The organism is Jannaschia aquimarina, assembly GCF_000877395.1.
Taxonomy (GTDB): domain Bacteria; phylum Pseudomonadota; class Alphaproteobacteria; order Rhodobacterales; family Rhodobacteraceae; genus Jannaschia; species Jannaschia aquimarina.
The window spans coordinates 1-15,937 of the sequence record NZ_JYFE01000059.1 but is presented as its reverse complement, the minus strand read 5'-3'; the positions used below and the strand labels follow the sequence as shown (position 1 = coordinate 15,937).

Annotated in this window: 10 protein-coding genes; 7 read left to right on the top strand and 3 right to left on the bottom strand. The window is 68.0% G+C overall.

The window, feature by feature from the left end; translation table 11 throughout:
- The 4 genes from jaqu_RS15475 to jaqu_RS15460 form a co-directional block, all read left to right on the top strand.
- Positions 1 to 242, top strand: a 242-nt coding sequence (locus tag jaqu_RS15475; protein ID WP_043919906.1) for an acetyl-CoA carboxylase biotin carboxyl carrier protein subunit, incomplete at its 5' end; no start/stop codon positions are given.
- Positions 239 to 895 carry a glutathione S-transferase family protein gene (locus jaqu_RS15470; RefSeq protein ID WP_052501008.1) on the top strand — a complete coding sequence of 219 codons (657 nt, stop codon included), beginning with the start codon at positions 239 to 241 and terminating at the stop codon, positions 893 to 895. The genes jaqu_RS15475 and jaqu_RS15470, both read left to right, overlap by 4 nt.
- A gap of 61 nt (positions 896 to 956) precedes the next feature.
- A complete protein-coding gene (locus tag jaqu_RS15465) occupies positions 957 to 1,817 on the top strand; it encodes a hydroxymethylglutaryl-CoA lyase (protein WP_201774375.1) in 861 nt (286 codons plus the stop codon).
- 68 nt (positions 1,818 to 1,885) lie between these two features.
- Positions 1,886 to 2,491, top strand: a complete 606-nt coding sequence (locus tag jaqu_RS15460; protein WP_043919905.1) for a hypothetical protein — start codon at positions 1,886 to 1,888, stop codon at positions 2,489 to 2,491.
- Here the strand turns inward: jaqu_RS15460 and jaqu_RS15455 are convergent.
- Together jaqu_RS15455 and jaqu_RS15450 are read right to left on the bottom strand one after the other, a co-directional pair.
- Positions 2,488 to 2,991, bottom strand: coding sequence for a gluconokinase (locus jaqu_RS15455; protein ID WP_236687876.1), 504 nt, complete (start codon positions 2,989 to 2,991; stop codon positions 2,488 to 2,490). The genes jaqu_RS15460 and jaqu_RS15455 overlap by 4 nt on opposite strands.
- Complete coding sequence (locus jaqu_RS15450) at positions 2,988 to 3,755, bottom strand: SDR family oxidoreductase (RefSeq protein ID WP_043919907.1); 768 nt, start codon at positions 3,753 to 3,755, stop codon at positions 2,988 to 2,990. The genes jaqu_RS15455 and jaqu_RS15450 overlap by 4 nt, the downstream gene beginning before the upstream one ends.
- Before the next feature lie 85 nt (positions 3,756 to 3,840).
- On the opposite strand from jaqu_RS15450, the gene jaqu_RS15445 reads away from it, so the two are divergent.
- A complete protein-coding gene (locus jaqu_RS15445; RefSeq protein ID WP_043919904.1) occupies positions 3,841 to 4,863 on the top strand; it encodes an L-idonate 5-dehydrogenase in 1,023 nt (340 codons plus the stop codon).
- Positions 4,864 to 4,881: 18 nt separating this feature from the next.
- On the opposite strand, the gene jaqu_RS15440 is transcribed toward jaqu_RS15445, so the two are convergent.
- Entirely contained in the window at positions 4,882 to 5,700 is an 819-nt protein-coding gene (locus jaqu_RS15440; protein ID WP_043919903.1) for a bifunctional allantoicase/(S)-ureidoglycine aminohydrolase, read from the bottom strand.
- Positions 5,701 to 6,153: 453 nt separating this feature from the next.
- Here jaqu_RS15440 and jaqu_RS15435 point away from each other — a divergent pair, with 453 nt between their 5' ends.
- Both jaqu_RS15435 and tssK read left to right on the top strand, forming a co-directional pair.
- Positions 6,154 to 14,199: a hypothetical protein gene (locus jaqu_RS15435; RefSeq protein WP_161793882.1), complete on the top strand. Its 8,046-nt coding sequence runs from the start codon at positions 6,154 to 6,156 to the stop codon at positions 14,197 to 14,199.
- Between the two features lie 112 nt (positions 14,200 to 14,311).
- Entirely contained in the window at positions 14,312 to 15,640 is a 1,329-nt protein-coding gene (gene tssK / locus jaqu_RS15430; protein ID WP_043919901.1) for a type VI secretion system baseplate subunit TssK, read from the top strand.
- The last annotated feature ends 297 nt before the right edge of the window (positions 15,641 to 15,937 follow it).

The following is a 15,937-nucleotide window of genomic DNA, read 5'->3' as shown; positions in this document are numbered from 1 at the left end:
GGCTGGGGGATTTCTCGGCGGCGGGCGTCGTCGAGGCGCCGATGCCCGGTCTGGTGCGGGAGGTGCTGGTCGCGGCAGGCGATGCGGTTTCGGCCGGCGACCGGCTGGCCGTACTCGAGGCGATGAAGATGGAGCACGCATTGCGGGCGCCGCGGGACGGCACGGTCGCCGAGGTGCTGGCGGCGGCGGGCAGTCAGGTGGAGGCCGGGGCGGCGCTGATCCGGCTGGAGGAAGAGGCTTGATCCGTCTGCACCACGTTCCGGCCTCGCGCTCCTTCCGCGTGCTCTGGATGCTGGAGGAGCTGGGGCTTGAGGCCGAGATCGTGACTTATGCGATCGGGGACGGGTCGCTTCGCGCGCCGGAGGTGCTGGCGCTGACCCCGGCGGGGCGTGTGCCCGCCCTGGAGATCGACGGGCAGGCCCTGTTCGAAAGCGGGGCCATCGTCGAATACCTCGCCGAGACGCGGGCGGAGGCGGGGCTGGGCCGACCGGTCGGGCATCCGGACCGGGGCCGTTACCTGCAATGCCTGCATTTCGCCGAGACGCAGGCATCGCTGATCGAGAACCTCAATCTGTCGCATATCTTCCTGCGCCCCCCGGCGCGGCCCTCGATACCCGTGCTCAAGATCACCACGGCACGGCTGAAGGCGACGCTGGGGGCGCTGGAACGGTTGCTGGAGTGGCGCGACCACCTGCTGGGGGATTTCTCGGCGGCGGACGTCATGCTGGGCTTCAACCTGTGGGCCGCGCCGCGCTACGTGCGGATGGCGCCGTTCCCCGCGCTGGCCGCCTACCGGGACCGTCTGGCGGCGCGGCCCGCCTTCGTCGCGGCGCGTGCGAAGGATGGCGAGCAGGATTTCTACGACCGGGAGTTCTACGAGATCCTGGATGTCTGACGCGAATGCGACAATGCGGACGGCCGGGGCCGCGCGGGCGCGGGTCACGGAGGAGCGGTGAATGGTGTCCGACGCGGTCGAGATCTTCGAGGTGGGTCCCCGAGACGGGCTGCAGAACGAGGCGCGCGACGTGCCGACGGACGAGAAGGTCGCGTTGGTCGACGCGCTGTCGGCCAGCGGGTTCCGGCGCATCGAGGTCGGCAGCTTCGTCAGCCCCAGATGGGTGCCGCGCATGGCGGATTCCGGCGACGTCTTCGCCGCCATCCGGCGCGCGCCGGGCGTGCGCTACGCCGCCCTGACGCCGAACATGAAGGGATACGCGGCGGCGCGTGCTGCGGGCGCGGACGAGGTCGCGATCTTCGCGTCCGCCTCGGAGGGCTTCTCCAAGGCCAACCTGAACGCCACGATCGAAGAAAGCCTCACCCGCTTCGCCCCCGTCGCGGAGGCGGCGCGGGCCGACGGGGTACCGGTGCGGGGCTACGTCTCCTGCGTGGTGGAATGCCCCTATGACGGCGCCGTCGATCCGGCCGATACCGCCCGCGTCGCGGCCGCCCTGCGGGATATGGGCTGCTACGAGATCAGCCTCGGCGACACGATCGGGCGCGGCGCGCCGGAGGCGGTGGACGCGATGCTCGCCGCCGTTCTGGACGAGATCCCGGCCGGGCGGCTGGCGGGTCATTTCCACGATACCGGCGGCCGGGCCTTGGCCAACGTGGATGTCTCGCTCGCACGCGGCCTGCGGGTGTTCGACGCCGCGGTGGGCGGTCTGGGCGGGTGTCCCTATGCGCCCGGTGCGGCCGGGAATGTCGCCACCGAAGCCCTGCTGGCACATCTGGAGGCCGCGGGCTACCGCACCGGCCTGGACACAGATGCCGTCGCGCGTGCGGCGGGGTTGGCGCGGGCGATACGGTCCGCCCCCTGAACGCCCTCATTTCGGCTTCGGCAGGCCCTTGTCCCTCGTTAACCCTTCCCCGGGGCGAGGAGGTGTGCGTGACGAACGAAACGAGTGGCCCCACGATCATCCGGGGAAGCGTTGACCCAAGAAAACTGACACCCGCCCTGGTCGCGTTGCCGACCATCGCGGGCGCGATCTGGTTCGGCCTGTCCGGCGGCCCGGCCCTGGGCCTGACGGAGCCCCTGGCGCAACTGGTCGCCGCGGCGGGCGTGCTGGCGGTGGGTGTGTCGCTGGCGATCACCGGGCCCAAGCGCCGATCGGTTCCGGTCCCGGTGGCCGAGCCCTACAGGCTCAGCGTCGGAGACAGGCAGCTGGTGCGCGACCGCGACTGCGCCGTCCATGCGTCGGATTTCGGGGTGATCTCGCTGATGCTGTCCCGCGCCCATGACCATCTTCGCGAGGAGATCGCGGCGCTCGACGGGGCGGCTTGGCTGTCGCTGACACCGGGCGATCCGAGGGTCGCAGCGGTGCTGAACACGATCTACGACCGCCTGACCGAACTGGCCGACCTTGCCGTGGATGGCTACGCGCCGCGCGAGGCGATCCTGCTGGCCGACCTTCACGCGGACCTGCGGGCCAGCGTCGGCACGCTGGCGGCCCCGGTTCCCACCCATGCGCTGCCGAGCGCGCGGGTGCACTAGGCGTCCGGGGGCCGGACCTCGCCCTTCAGTGCATCGGTGACGCGAGAGACGATCTGGAGCGGGGTGAGCGTCAGGTCGACGGGGATCACCCGTTCGTCGGGGCCGGGCATCTCCAAGGTGGCCAGTTGGCTGTCGAGCAGGGAAAGCGGCATGAAATGCCCGTCCCTCTGCGCCATCCGTTCGGCGATGACTTCGCGGGGGCCGTGCAGATGGACGAAGACCAGGTCCGGCGCATCCGCGCGGAGCCGGTCGCGATAGGCCCGTTTCAGGGCGGAGCAGGCGATGACGCAGGGCCGCTCGGCCAGGACCGCGCCGATCCGGGCCAGCCAGGGGGCGCGGTCGGTGTCGTCCAGGGGCTCTCCTCGGGCCATCTTGTCCACGTTCCGCTGCGGATGTAGGTCGTCCCCGTCGATGAAGGGCACGTTCAGCGCGCGCGCCAGATTGGCCCCCGTCAGGCTTTTGCCGGTCGAGGTCACGCCCATGACGACGAGGCGCGTCACAGCGAGGCCGTAATGCCGCCGTCCACGAACAGCGTCGTTCCGTTGACGAAGCTCGAGGCCTCGGACGACAGGAAGATGCAGGCGCCGACCAGTTCCTCCACCTTGCCCCAGCGGCCCGCCGGCGTGCGCTTGGACAGCCAGTCGGTGAAATCGGGATCGTCCACGAGCGCCTGGTTCAGCGGCGTCTCGAAATAGCCCGGCGCCAGCCCGTTGCATTGCAGGCCGTATCTGGCCCAATCCGTCGCCATCCCCTTGGTCAGGTTCGCGACCGCGCCCTTGGTCGCCGTGTAGGGAGCGATGCCGGGCCGGGCCAGCGCCGTCTGGACCGAGCATATGTTGACGATCTTGCCACGTCCGCGTCCGATCATGTGGCGCGCGACGGCCTGCCCGACATGGAACACGCTGGCGATATTGGTCTGAAGCAGCCGTTCGAACGCATCGGCTGGAAACTCTTCGAGGGGCGTGCGGTGCTGCATCCCCGCATTGTTGACCAGAATGTCGATCGCGACGCCCTCGGCCTCCAGCCCGTCCACCGCGGAGCGCGCCGCGTCGTGATCGGTGACGTCGAACGGCAGGGTCCGGACGGTGGCGCCTTCGTCGCGCAGGGTCTCGGCCGCGGCGTCGAGCTTGGCGGCGTCGCGCCCGTTCAGGACGATCTCGGCCCCGGCCGCCGCCATGCCTCGGGCGAGCGCGAAGCCGATCCCCTGGCCCGACCCGGTGATCAGCGCGCGGCGACCGGTCAGGTCGAACAGGGACAGGGACATCGTCAACTCCAAGCTTGGCGCGGACCGGGCCGCGTGGTCTGTTAACGCAAACACCTTTTCCGTGCCGCCGCAACCGAGGCCCGCCATGCCCCAAGCGCTCGTCCTTCATGCCCCCGGCGACCTGCGGCTCGAAGAGCGGCCGGCCGGCGATCCCGGCCCGGGTCAGGTACGCGTGCGGATGGCGGTCGGCGGGATCTGCGGATCGGACCTGCACTACTTCAATCACGGGGGCTTTGGCGCGGTCCGTCTGCGTGAGCCGATGATCCTGGGTCATGAGGTGGCGGGGCACGTGGAGGCGCTGGGGGAACGGGTCGAGGGCCTGAGCGTCGGGCAACTCGTAGCGGTGTCGCCGTCGCGTCCCTGCGGTTGCTGCGCATGGTGCCTGGAGGGGGCGCCGAACCATTGCGAGAACATGCGCTTCTACGGATCCGCGATGCCGTTTCCTCACATACAGGGCGCCTTCCGGGAGGTGCTGGTGGCCGATGCCACGCAATGCGTCCCGGCCGACGGGTTGTCCGCCGCCGAGGCCGCCATGGTCGAACCTCTGGCCGTCTGTCTGCATGCCATGCGCCGGGCCGGCGAGATGTTGGGGCGGGCGGTGCTGGTCACCGGATGCGGGCCGATCGGCATCCTGTCCATTCTCGCGGCGCGGCGGGCTGGGGCGGACCTGATCGTGGCGACCGACCTCGAGGATCTGCCATTGCGGATGGCGCGAGAGGCGGGGGCCGATGTCGCGATTCGGGCTTCCGAAGGGTTGGACGCCTATGCGGGGGGAAAGGGGCGTTTCGACGTTCTCTTCGAATGCTCCGGAGCGGAGCCCGCTCTGCGCGCCGCGATCCCGGCGATGCGCCCGCGCGGGGTCGTCGTGCAGCTGGGGCTGGGCGGCGACATGAATGTCCCGCTTCAGGCGATGACGGCGAAGGAACTGTCCTTGCGCGGCTCTTTCCGGTTCCACGAAGAATTCGCCACCGGGGTCAGTTTGATGCGCAAGGGGCTGATCGACGTCAGGCCCTATGTGACGGCGACCTACGGGATGGCAGATGCGGCGGCCGCCTTCGCGGCGGCGGGAGATCGGGCGGCGGGCATCAAGACGCAGATCGCGTTTTGAAGGCCACGCACCCGCGCCTCACCTCGGCGGTGAAAGCGGGACGTGGCGGTTGACGTCCTTGTAGAGCAGGTACCGGAAGCGTCCCGGTCCCGCGGCGACGCAGGCCTGAGGGCAGAAGGCCCGCAACCACATGTAATCCCCCGCCTCGACCTCGACCCAGTCGCGGTTCAGGCGGTAGACGGCCTTGCCTTCGAGGACGTAGAGCCCGTGCTCCATCACGTGCGTTTCGGCGAAGGGGATCGACCCGCCCGGCTCGAAGGTCACGATGTTGACGTGCATGTCGTGGCGCAGGTCGTCCGGCGCGACGAAGCGCGTGGTCGACCAGCGGCCGTCGGTGTCGGGCATCGGCGTCGGCGCCACGTCGTGGTCCGATGTGACGAAGGACGGCGGAGGGGTAAGCCCGGCGGCCGGCTGCCATCGCTTGCGGATCCAGTGGAAGCGCAGCGTCCCGGTCGCGCGAAGCGACCAGGCCGATCCGGGCGGCAGATAGGCATAGCTTCCCGGCGCGAGGTCGTGGGTGTCGTCATCCACGACCAACGTCCCCGTGCCGCCGGTCACGAACAGGACGCCCTGCGCGTCCGCGTCCGGTTCCGGCGCATCGGTGCCGCCGCCGGGCGACACCTCCATCACGTAGTGGGCGAAGGTCTCGGCAAAGCCGGAAAGCGGCCGGGCGATGATCCAGAGCCGCGTCTTCTCCCAACCCGGCAGAAAGCTCGTCACGATGTCGCGCATCGTGCCATGGGGGATGACCGCGTAGGCCTCGGTGAAGACGGCGCGGTCGGTCATCAGCTCTGTCTGGGCGGGTAGACCCCCGGGGGGGTGCGCGTAGTTCGCCATTATCCTCGTCCCGACAGGGAACGGGCGGACCTTGCCGCATTCGGCGATGCGTCGTCGGAACGGGAATGGAAGATGCGCGTCACGACGTCTCCTGAATAATAGAGCGTTTCGGTGCCCAGTAATGGACGGAACAGGGAAACGGAGGGAAGAGCAAAGGAACGCCGAAGCGCTCGATCCGTGTTCCGGCCATTCGCTCAGCCTTTGGAGCGGATGCGGACGACGTCACCGGCGCTTCGGACGCAAGCATGGAAGTGATGCCGGGCAGAGACCTTACGGCGGTCCAGAGGAGGGGCCAAGACCGATCCGAATTGGTGTGGCGGACCGCACAATCGCCGAAACGGGAACAATCCCCGATTATTTGTGGCCCACGTGAGACAGACTAACGCGAGGTGAGCGAATCGCCTTGCCCCCGTTCGGAAACGGTAAACAACTGGCCACGCCCATTCATGCCGCGTGAGCCTCATGCCGTTCCAGATCCGATCCGACTTCGCGACCCGTTCTTCCCTGCTGGGAGCGACCGCGCTTGCCGCTCTGCTCGTGACGTCGCCCGTCCTTGCCGACGACTTCAGATGGACCGGCAACACGAATTCCGACTATACTGGTGAGTCCGGAAACTGGACCGAGAGCTCCGGGTTCCCGGATCAGGGCGGCGCGTCCGGTGACGATGTCCTGATCCGTCCAATCAATTCGGGCCGGGACGCGCCGGTTCTGCGAAGCGGACAGACGGTGGACAACCGGACCGTCACCGTTCGCGGGTCGACGCTGACGATCAACGGCACCCTCAATGTCACGGATGACGACAACAGCACCGACGATTTCGTCGTCGAAGAGAGCGGCGGCGATTCCGGAACGGTGATTGTCGGCGGGACCGGAACGCTTGCGTCCGATATCTCCGTCACCGGAGGAGAACTGGACAATCGCGGTCAGGTCACCGGCGACATCACGGTGACTGGCGGCAGGCTCGAGTCCAGCGGTGCCGTCACGGGTGCGATCCGGGTGGAGTCGGGGGGACAGGCCGATATCCAGGGCGGCGGTGGAACGGCGACGGTCTCCGAAGCGGTCGTGAATGCGGGCGGGACGATGACGATCGGCGCGGCGACCATCGGAACGGTCTCTGACTCGCGGGACCTGCAAAACAGCGGGGGCGGCGAACTCACGGTCGACGGAACGACGGTCGTGACCGACGACATGCGGAACACGGATACCGGGTCGCTGATGACGATCGACAGCGGCGCGTCGCTGACGGTGGGAGGGGAATTCACGAACCGCGCGGATGCCGTTCTCGACATTGACGGGGATGTGACCGCCACGACGGTCCAGAACGAGGACGCGGTTCTGCGCGCCGGCGGCGGCACGATCACCGGCGCCCTACGCAACCAGAGCGGCGGGCAGGCGACCGTCGATGACGCGCTGACGGTGACGGACCTCGTGACCAATACCGGCTCTGGGGGCGGGACTGCATCCGACCTGACGATCGCCGAGGGCCAGACGCTGACGGCTCCGTCCGGGGTCCTGAACGAGGATGGCGCAACCCTCGATATCGACGGGACGATCCAGGGAACCGGCGGTGCGGATACGTCGGTCACCAACGACGACGCCCTGACCGAGTTCGGCTCGGGCGCCGGCGCGACGATCACCGGGACGTTGACGAACCAGAACGGCGGGCGGGTGCAGGTTCTCGGGACCGCCGAGGTTTCGGGGGCCATCACGAATACCGGCGAGAATGCCGGCGGGACGGCCTCGGAATTCGCAGTGGACGAGGGCGAGACCCTCACGGCGGGCGGCGGTATCCTGAACGAGGCCGGTGGCTTCCTCGATCTCGACGGGACTGTTCAGGGCAGCGGCGGCGCGGATACCTCGGTCACGAACGACGACGCGACGATGGAGATCGGGTCCGGCGCGGGGGCGACGCTGACCGGAACCCTCACGAACAGGAATGGCGGACAGGTCACCGTGGTCGAGGCGACCGAAGTGACGGGACTCGTGACGAATACCGGCGCGAATGGCGGAGGCACCGCCTCTGAAATTTTGGTTGACCGTGACCGGACGTTGACCGCTGGATCCGGGATCCTGAACGAGGCCGGCGCATCGCTGGACGTCAACGGGACCGTTCAGGGGACGGGCGGTGCAGCGACAACGGTCACCAACGACAACGCAAGCGTGGCCATCGGAAGCGCGCCGGGCGCAACGATCACGGGCAACGTGATCAACCAGAACGGCGGGCAGGTCTCGGCCTTTTCGAACGGGGCCGTCACGGGTGGCATAGTAAGCGGCGGTGCGGACTCCACGGTGAACATCGCAAGCGGCGCGGACCTTGCGGCGGATATCGTCAACGAGTCGTCCTCCGCGGTGGAGGTGCTCGGTCGGCTCGACGGGACGGTCACCAATCGCTTGGTTGGCAGCGCGGATATCGATGGCATCGTCACGGGTCAGGTCACGAATAATGGCGCCGGCTCGATCCTCACGGCAGGCGGCGGCACGATTGGCGATGTTCGCAACGAGGCCGGCGGACAGGCGACGATCGACGACAACCTCCAGGTCACGGGGGTCGCCCGTAACACGGGCACCGGATCATCGCTGACCATCAACAATGGTGTCACGCTGACCGGCGATGTCAGCAACGAGGCCGCCGGCCAAACCACGCAGCGCGGCGGGGTGACCGGAGCGGTCACCAACGACGCCGCCGCGTACAATCTCGATGGCGCGACGATCACGGGCACCCTGACCAACCGGAACGGCGGCACCGCGACGGTGGTCGGATCCTCGACCGTGAACGGAACCGGCACCGTGACGAATACCGGCCTGGGCACGACGCTGGCGGTGCAATCGGGCCAGACCCTGACGGCGGGCGAGGTGCGCAATCTCGACAGTGCCACGCTGGACCTGGACGGCCGCATCGACGGCGACGTCGTGAACGAATCCGCGTTCACGCTTGACGGCGGCCGGATCGACGGAACGTTGACCAACCGCAACGCCGGCGACGTCGACGTCACGGCGAACAGCAACGTGACGCGGACCGTCAACCAGGGTGCGGGATCGACCGTGGATATCTCTTCCGGGGTGACGCTGACGGGCGACCTCGACACGAGCGGGAGTGCCATCTCGACGATCGCCGGCACGCTGTCCGGCGATCTGGATACCTCTCCCGGCGGGCAGACCAACGTCGTCGGAACCGGGATCGTGACGGGGGCGACGCGCAACGAAGGCACGTTCGACTCGGACGGTGATCTGCGCGGGAACGTGACGAACACGAATGGCGGGCAGGCCAATCTCGGCAACCGGGTCGGCGGCAGCCTCCGGAACGAGGCGGGCGCGGACGTCACGGTGGACGGCCCGCTGAACGTCGTGAGCGGCGTCACCAATGCCGGAAGCGGATCGACCTTCGAGATCGGCGCGGGCGACGTGCTGACGACGACAACGCTCGAAACCGAGAATCAGGCGATCACGCGGGTCCTGAACCAGCTTGTCGGCCGTCTGGTCGGCCGTGCGACCTCTGAAACGGTCATCAACGGAACCGTGACGGGCGACGTCGTGATGGAGGGCGATCTGACCGCGACCGGTCTGATTACCGGAGAGCTCGATATTCGTGCCGGCGGGGACGCCGTCCTCAGCGGAAACCTCCAGGTCGACGGAGATACGCGCGTTCGGCAGAGCGGATCCTCTCTGACCGTCGGTGGCGGAACGACGCTGACCTCCGATGTGCGAACGGCGAATGAGGGCCTGCTGGATGTCGACGGAACGGTGTCCGGACAGGTTCGGAACGACGGAGAACTGGAGGCGCAAGGCATCATCTCCGGTCTGGTAACCAACGAGGAAGACGGCGTGGCCAGCGCGACCGGTCCCCTTGCCTTGAATGGCGGGCTCCAGAACGACGGGTCCTTCACCGTTCAGACAGGAACGACCAGCGTCACGAGCGTGACCCAGAACGCCACGGGCAGCCTTTCGGTCGAGAACGGGGCGGAGCTGTCCGTCGCGGCCGGAACGGCCGTTCTGGACAATGCGGGCGAAGTTCGGAACGCGGGAACACTGAGCGTCAGCCGGGTGGAGAACCGCGCCGGCGGGGACTTCATTCAGGAGGCGACCGGATCGACCGATACGCTGGTCAATGCGGGTGACGCGGATCTGGCGGGGACGCTCGGCACCTTCACGAACAGGAATGGCGGATCGGCAGAGACGACCGGCACCCTCACGGTCACGACCCTGACAAACGAGACGGGCGCCGAATTCACAGTGGGCAACGGCACCACGACCGCGACCACGATCACCAACACCGGAACGATCACCGTATCCGACGGAGCCGCGCTGACCCGGCCGGTCGGGTCGATAACGAATGACGGCACGCTCAATCTGTCCGGGACGGTCAACACGACCCAGTTGCTAAACCGGGGGACGTTGAACGCCACGACGACCGGGGTCGTAGCCGGCGATCTCTTGACCAGTGGCAATGCCGATCTGGCAGGGCGGGTGAATGGAGCCTTCTCAAACACCGGCACCGCGGAAACGGTCGGAAACCTGACGCTGGGCGGCACGGCCCAGAATTCCGGCGGGTTCGTGATCTCGGGCGGCGACACCGTGACGAATTCGGCCGGCGCATTCGTCAATACAGGAACGGCGACCGTCGACGGGGTGCTGACCGGGGCGCTGGACAACCGGAACGGCCTGACCCTTTCGGGCCGGGTCGGAGGCACGCTGGGCAACAGCGGCACGATCTCGGTTACCGGAGATTCGACAGTGGTGGGCGCACTTTCAAACGGCGCCTCGGGTCGGATCACGATCGACGACGGCGCGACGTTGGAGGCGCAGGCCGGGTTGGACAATGCCAACCAGCTGACGATCGACGGGACGCTGGACGGCGACCTGACGAACGCGAGCCGGACGACGCTTGCGGGTGGAGACGTCGAAGGCCGGGTGACGAACCAGGCCGGGGCGACCCTGACCAGCAGCGGCGCCTCTGCGATCACCGGACCGGTCACGAATGCCGGCACGCTGAACGTGACCGGGGGCACCCTCGAAGCGGGTAGCGGCGTGATCAACAACAACGCCTTGACGATCTCGGACGGGGCCACCCTCGACGGTGCGGTGACCAACACCTCGAACCTCACCGTCGCCGGCACCGTCGGCGCCCTGACACTGAATGGCGGCGTGGCGAATGTGACCGGAACGGTCGACGGGCAGACAACGGTGCGCAACGGCGCGCGTCTGGACGTTGCCGGCGCGGCGTTGCAGGGCGGCACGACGGTCGATGCGGGCGCGCTGGTCAATATCGACGGCGACACCAGCGTGGCGGGGTCGCTGACCAACCGCGGCACGATCGACGGGACCACGTCCGGAAGCGTGCTCAATCTGAATGTCCGCGACACCTTCACGAATGAGGGGACCGTCCGCAACGACGGCGGCAGCGAGACCTTCGTCGTCGACGCGGGAACCTTCGTGTTGAGCGACACGTCCGTCGTGAGCGGCAACGTGGAATTGCGGGGCGCAATCCGGAACGAGGGGACGATCGTCTACAACGAGGATACCGAACTGTTCGGCAATCTCGAAAACGCGCCTGGCGGCGATATCGACGTGTCCGCCGAGCTTGATGCGACCGGGCGGTTCATTTCGAACGAAGGCACGTTCGACGTGACCGGGACCGGAAGCGTGGTCGGGGTCGAAACCTTCACCACCGCCGGAAGCGGGGTCACGACCATCGCTGCAGGCGGGGTCATCGAGGGCGGCGAGGTCGTCAACCAATCCGCCGGGAGCGGCCCGATCCCCGGGCTTTCGAACGCCGGAACGATCGACGCGGATCTGTCCAACGAAGCCGGCGCCACTGCCGTCTCGACCGGGATCATCACCGGCGATGTCGCCAATGAAGGGACGTTGACGGCCGGCGGAACGATCGGCGGGCAGCTCACCGGGGCAGGGGAAACGGAACTCTCGGGCAACCTGACCGTCGCGGGCGGCGTGGCGACCGCCGGCGATCTGACGGTGGCAAGCGGCCAGACGCTGACGACGCCTTCGGTCACGATGCGGTCCGGCGGTGCCCTGAACCTGGATGGCACGGTCGCGGGATCGGTCACCGGGGAAGCGGGCTCCGGGTTGACGATCAATGATGGAACGGTGACGGGCAACCTGGTCGTTGGCGGCACGGGGGCGTTGTCCGGCAGCATCGGCGGCAATGCTACCGTCGCGACGGGCGCGGATCTCACTTTCGGAGGCGCGACTTCGATCGGCGGCGTTCTGAATACCGGTGGAACCACGACCATCGCGGCGGCCACGTCCGTTGAGAACGGTGTGACGAACAGCGGAACGCTCGCTGTTAACGCGGCCCTCGACGGAGATGTGGAAAGCGACGGCACCCTGACCTTCGGGGCCGGCTCTTCGGTGAGTGGCTCGGTCAACGTGCAAGGTGGCACCGCGGTGGCATCTGGCGACCTTTCGGTCGGGTCCGTGGTCGCGGTTGCCGCGTCGGGTGACCTGACCGTGGCGGGGGACCTGACGGGCAACCTGCTCAATACCGGCACGGCGGTCCTCGACGGGGACGTCACCGGAAACGTCACGAGCACGGGAACGACGACGTTCACCGGCCCCGCGACGGTGGACGGATCACTCGGCGTGGATAACGGGATGACGACCGGATCCGTGCTCGCCGTGACCAACGGCGTCAGCGTCGGCGCGAACGGAATGCTGACAGCGGACACGCTGCTTGGAAGCGTGACCAATGCGGGCGTGGCCGAGTTCGACGAGGTTCGGGGTGACGTCCTGAACACCGGGTCGCGGTTCGCGGCATCGACCGTGGGCGGGGACCTCATCGATCAGGCCGGGACGCTCGACTTCGACGGGGACCTCACCGTCGGTGGACGGTTGGAGACGTCGACCGACCTCGACATCGGAACCGGAGAGGTCATCCGCGCAGGCAGCGCGCTCCTCAGCGGTCAAGTCGATCTCGCCGGGCGCCTGGAGGGCGATTTCACCACGACCGGCGCTTTGAGCTTCGCGTCCGCGAGCAGCCGCGTGCAGGGTAGCCTGACCAATCGCGGCACGCTGGACGCGACGAATGGCGGCATCGTGACCGGTACGCTGGGCGGTGACGGGACGGTGGATCTGGTGGACGGAGCCGTGGGCGATGTGTTGACCGTCGGAGCCCTTGCAGGCGACGACACGCGGCTGTCCTTCGACATCGACCTTTCCGGCGACGCGGCCTCTCCGGCGGATGCGGCGGACAGGATCCAGGTCGCGACCGGCGGGATCACCGGATCGTTCATCGTGTCCCTGAATCCGGTCGGAGACCTCAATCTCGGCGATCTGGCCGAGGATGTCGTCCTGATCGAAGCCAATGGCAGCGGCCCGACGAATTACAGCTTCACGCTCGACTCCGACGGGCCGGTTCTGGATGACGGGCGGATCATCTACACCCTGAACCAGGCGTCGGATGGCAGCCTGTTGCTTGTCGACCAGATCAGCCCCCTGATCGCCGCGGTCGCCAGCAACGTCGCTCTGACCCAGTCGCTGATCGGCAGCCTCGTGAACCGGCCGACATCGCCTTATGTGGTCGGCTACGCGCTGGAGCAGGAGGATCCCTGCGGCACGGGTCTCTGGAGCCGGGCGACGGCGGGTGCCGCGGATGTGTCCGGCGACACGTCTGACTCGGTCAACCGGCTGAGTGCGGAAATCGACGTCGATTATGCCGGTATCCAGCTGGGCGGCGACTTCGCCTGTTTCCAGGGGTATTTCGGCGGATGGGATCTGGCCTTCGGCGGCATCGGCGGCCTGAACTCGGGGACGACGTCCCAGCCGGTGCTGCAGCTTTCGGGAACCACGAGCGACGGCGCTCCGGCACTGCGGACGGTGACAGAGAGCGACTTCGATCAGGCCTATCTCGGCCTCTACGTCTCGGCGGCGCGCGGACCTCTGTTCGCCGATCTGCAGATCCGCCAGGAAAAGACGGACTTCGTCTTCAACAACAATGCCGCCGAAGGCTCGCTGCTTTCGCTGGACGACGCCGAACTCGAGACGTCGTCGACGACGATCAGCGGCTCGGTCAGCAGGGCCTTCTCGCTCGGCGAGAGCGGTTGGACGGTCGTCCCGACCGGCGGCTTCTCGATCACCAAGACGGGGGGCGAGACGCTGCAATTCTCGGACGAGAACACGACCCTCGAACTGGATGACCAGACGTTGAAGCTCGGCTTCGTGGGAACGACGCTTTCTAGGACGCAGGTGGCGGAATCCGGCAAGTGGCTGGCGAACTACTTCGCCACCGGGACCTACTACAACGACTTCTCCGGATCGCTGACCTCGACCTTCGAGTCGGTCGATCAGAATGGCGATCCGTTCGTGGAAGAGCTGTCGTCCGATCCGCTGGGATCCTACGGCGAACTGAGCGTCGGCCTGAACTATGTCCGCATCCTCGACGGGACCCGTGGCAAGCAGTTCAACGCCTCGGCCCGGCTCGACGCCCGCAAGAGCGGCAATCTGAGCAGTGTCGGCCTGACGGCGCAGGCGCGCTGGCAGTTCTGACGCGACGATGCGCGCGGGTTGATCCCCGCGCGCCCACCGCCCATCATGGGCCCGAGGGGTATTCATGCCGCTTCCCCGTGCATCGGGAGGGGCGCGGACAGGGGTTCGACGAATGTCGCTTTTCAGCAAGGTCGCCTGGCGGGAGGGGCTGTTTCTGCAGCCTCATCACCTGCAACAGGCCGACCGCCACGTTCAGCACCTGCTGGACGCGCGCCTGCGGACCGTCGCGCCCTATCCCTGGGGCGTGGTCGAGATGGCGATGGACCGCGACCAGGCGCAGCAGGGTAAGGTCGGCCTGCGCCGTATCGTCGGCGTGATGCCGGACGGGACCCCGTTCGACGCACCGCATACCGGCGCCCTTCCCGTCGCGATCCCCTGTCCCGAAGATGCGGCCGGGCAATTCGTGTGGCTCACCTTGCCCGAACGGTCGCCGAACGGCCGCGACGTGGGGCCGGAAGACGAGGTGACGACGCGCTACCGCCTCGACCTCGAGACGGTGGCGGACGATGCCTCCGGCGCCCGGTCCGAACAGACGCTGGAAATCGCGGTGCCGCGTCTGGAGCTGGTCGTGCGCAAGACGCCCAAGCCCGGCTACCAGTGCCTTCGACTCGCCCGTGTGACCGAGATCCGCGATGGCGTGGTCAGCTTCGACGACATGCTGCCGCCCCCGGCGATGGTGCTGGCGGCGCATCCCGTCCTTCAGGGCTATCTCAGCCGCGTGGTCGGCTGGATCGAGGCCAAGCTGGAGACCCTGTCGCGCTACGCCTCCGACCCGTCGGCGGGCGGGGGAATGCAGGCGGCGGACTACCTGATGCTGATGACGCTCAACCGGGAAGTGGGCGTCCTCCGCCACATGGCGGGATTGCATGTGGTCCATCCCGAAGAGCTGTATCGGCGCCTCGTCGGGCTGGCCGGAGAGCTTGCGACGTTCGACAATTCCAGTCGGCTTGCCCCCGAATACGCGGCCTACGACCACGCCGAGCCGTCGAACGCCTTCAAGCCGGTCGTCCAGGACATCCAGCGGCTGCTGTCCCGCGACGTCGGCCGGGCGATCCGCCTGAACCTGCGCCAGGTCCGGCAGAACAGCTATATCGCCGAGGTGCAGGATCGGAACCTGTTCCGCGAAGCGAGCTTCATCGTCGAGGTCGAGAGCGCCAAGCCCATGACCCAGGTGCAGGGCCAGTTCCCGCAGCTCTGCAAGGTCGGCCCGAACACGCGCATGTCCGAGATCGTGCGCAACAACCTTCCGGGCGTCGGTCTCGTGCATCTGCCCAACCCGCCGCGCCACATCCGGGTCGTGCCGTCGAACGTGTACTTCCTGCTCGACAAGAAGACACCGCTCTGGACCGAGTTCTCGACGGCGCCCGCGATCGGAATGCATTTCGCCGGCGACTGGCCGGAGCTCAAGCTGGAGCTCTGGGCGATTCCGGAGTCGCTCTGAGATGGGGCGGGACGACGACCGCACGGTGATCGGCGGCCCCCTTGGTGCCGCACCCGGCGGCCGTTCCCCTGAACGGAGCGACCCGTTCGGCCGGAAACCCCAGCAAGGCGCCGGGGACCGGACCGTGATCGGTGGCGCCTTGCCGGGGCAGCCCGGTCCGGGACCGGGGGCGGGCTTGACCCCCGGCGCGCCGCCCACGCGCGGGCGAGAGGATACATGGCTTGGTGGTTCGCTTCCTCAGCCCGGCGGGCAGGCCCCGCAGGCGCCTCGCCCCGCGTCGCCCCCGCCGCAAGCGCC

Bases quoted from the DNA above. Each gene is read 5' to 3' on its own strand.
- jaqu_RS15465 (WP_201774375.1), top strand. From the start codon at position 957: ATGGTGTCCGACGCGGTCGAGATCTTCGAGGTGGGTCCCCGAGACGGG.
- jaqu_RS15450 (WP_043919907.1), bottom strand. From the start codon at position 3,755: ATGTCCCTGTCCCTGTTCGACCTGACCGGTCGCCGCGCGCTGATCACC.
- jaqu_RS15445 (WP_043919904.1), top strand. From the start codon at position 3,841: ATGCCCCAAGCGCTCGTCCTTCATGCCCCCGGCGACCTGCGGCTCGAA.
- jaqu_RS15440 (WP_043919903.1), bottom strand. From the start codon at position 5,700: ATGGCGAACTACGCGCACCCCCCCGGGGGTCTACCCGCCCAGACAGAG.
- tssK (WP_043919901.1), top strand. From the start codon at position 14,312: ATGTCGCTTTTCAGCAAGGTCGCCTGGCGGGAGGGGCTGTTTCTGCAG.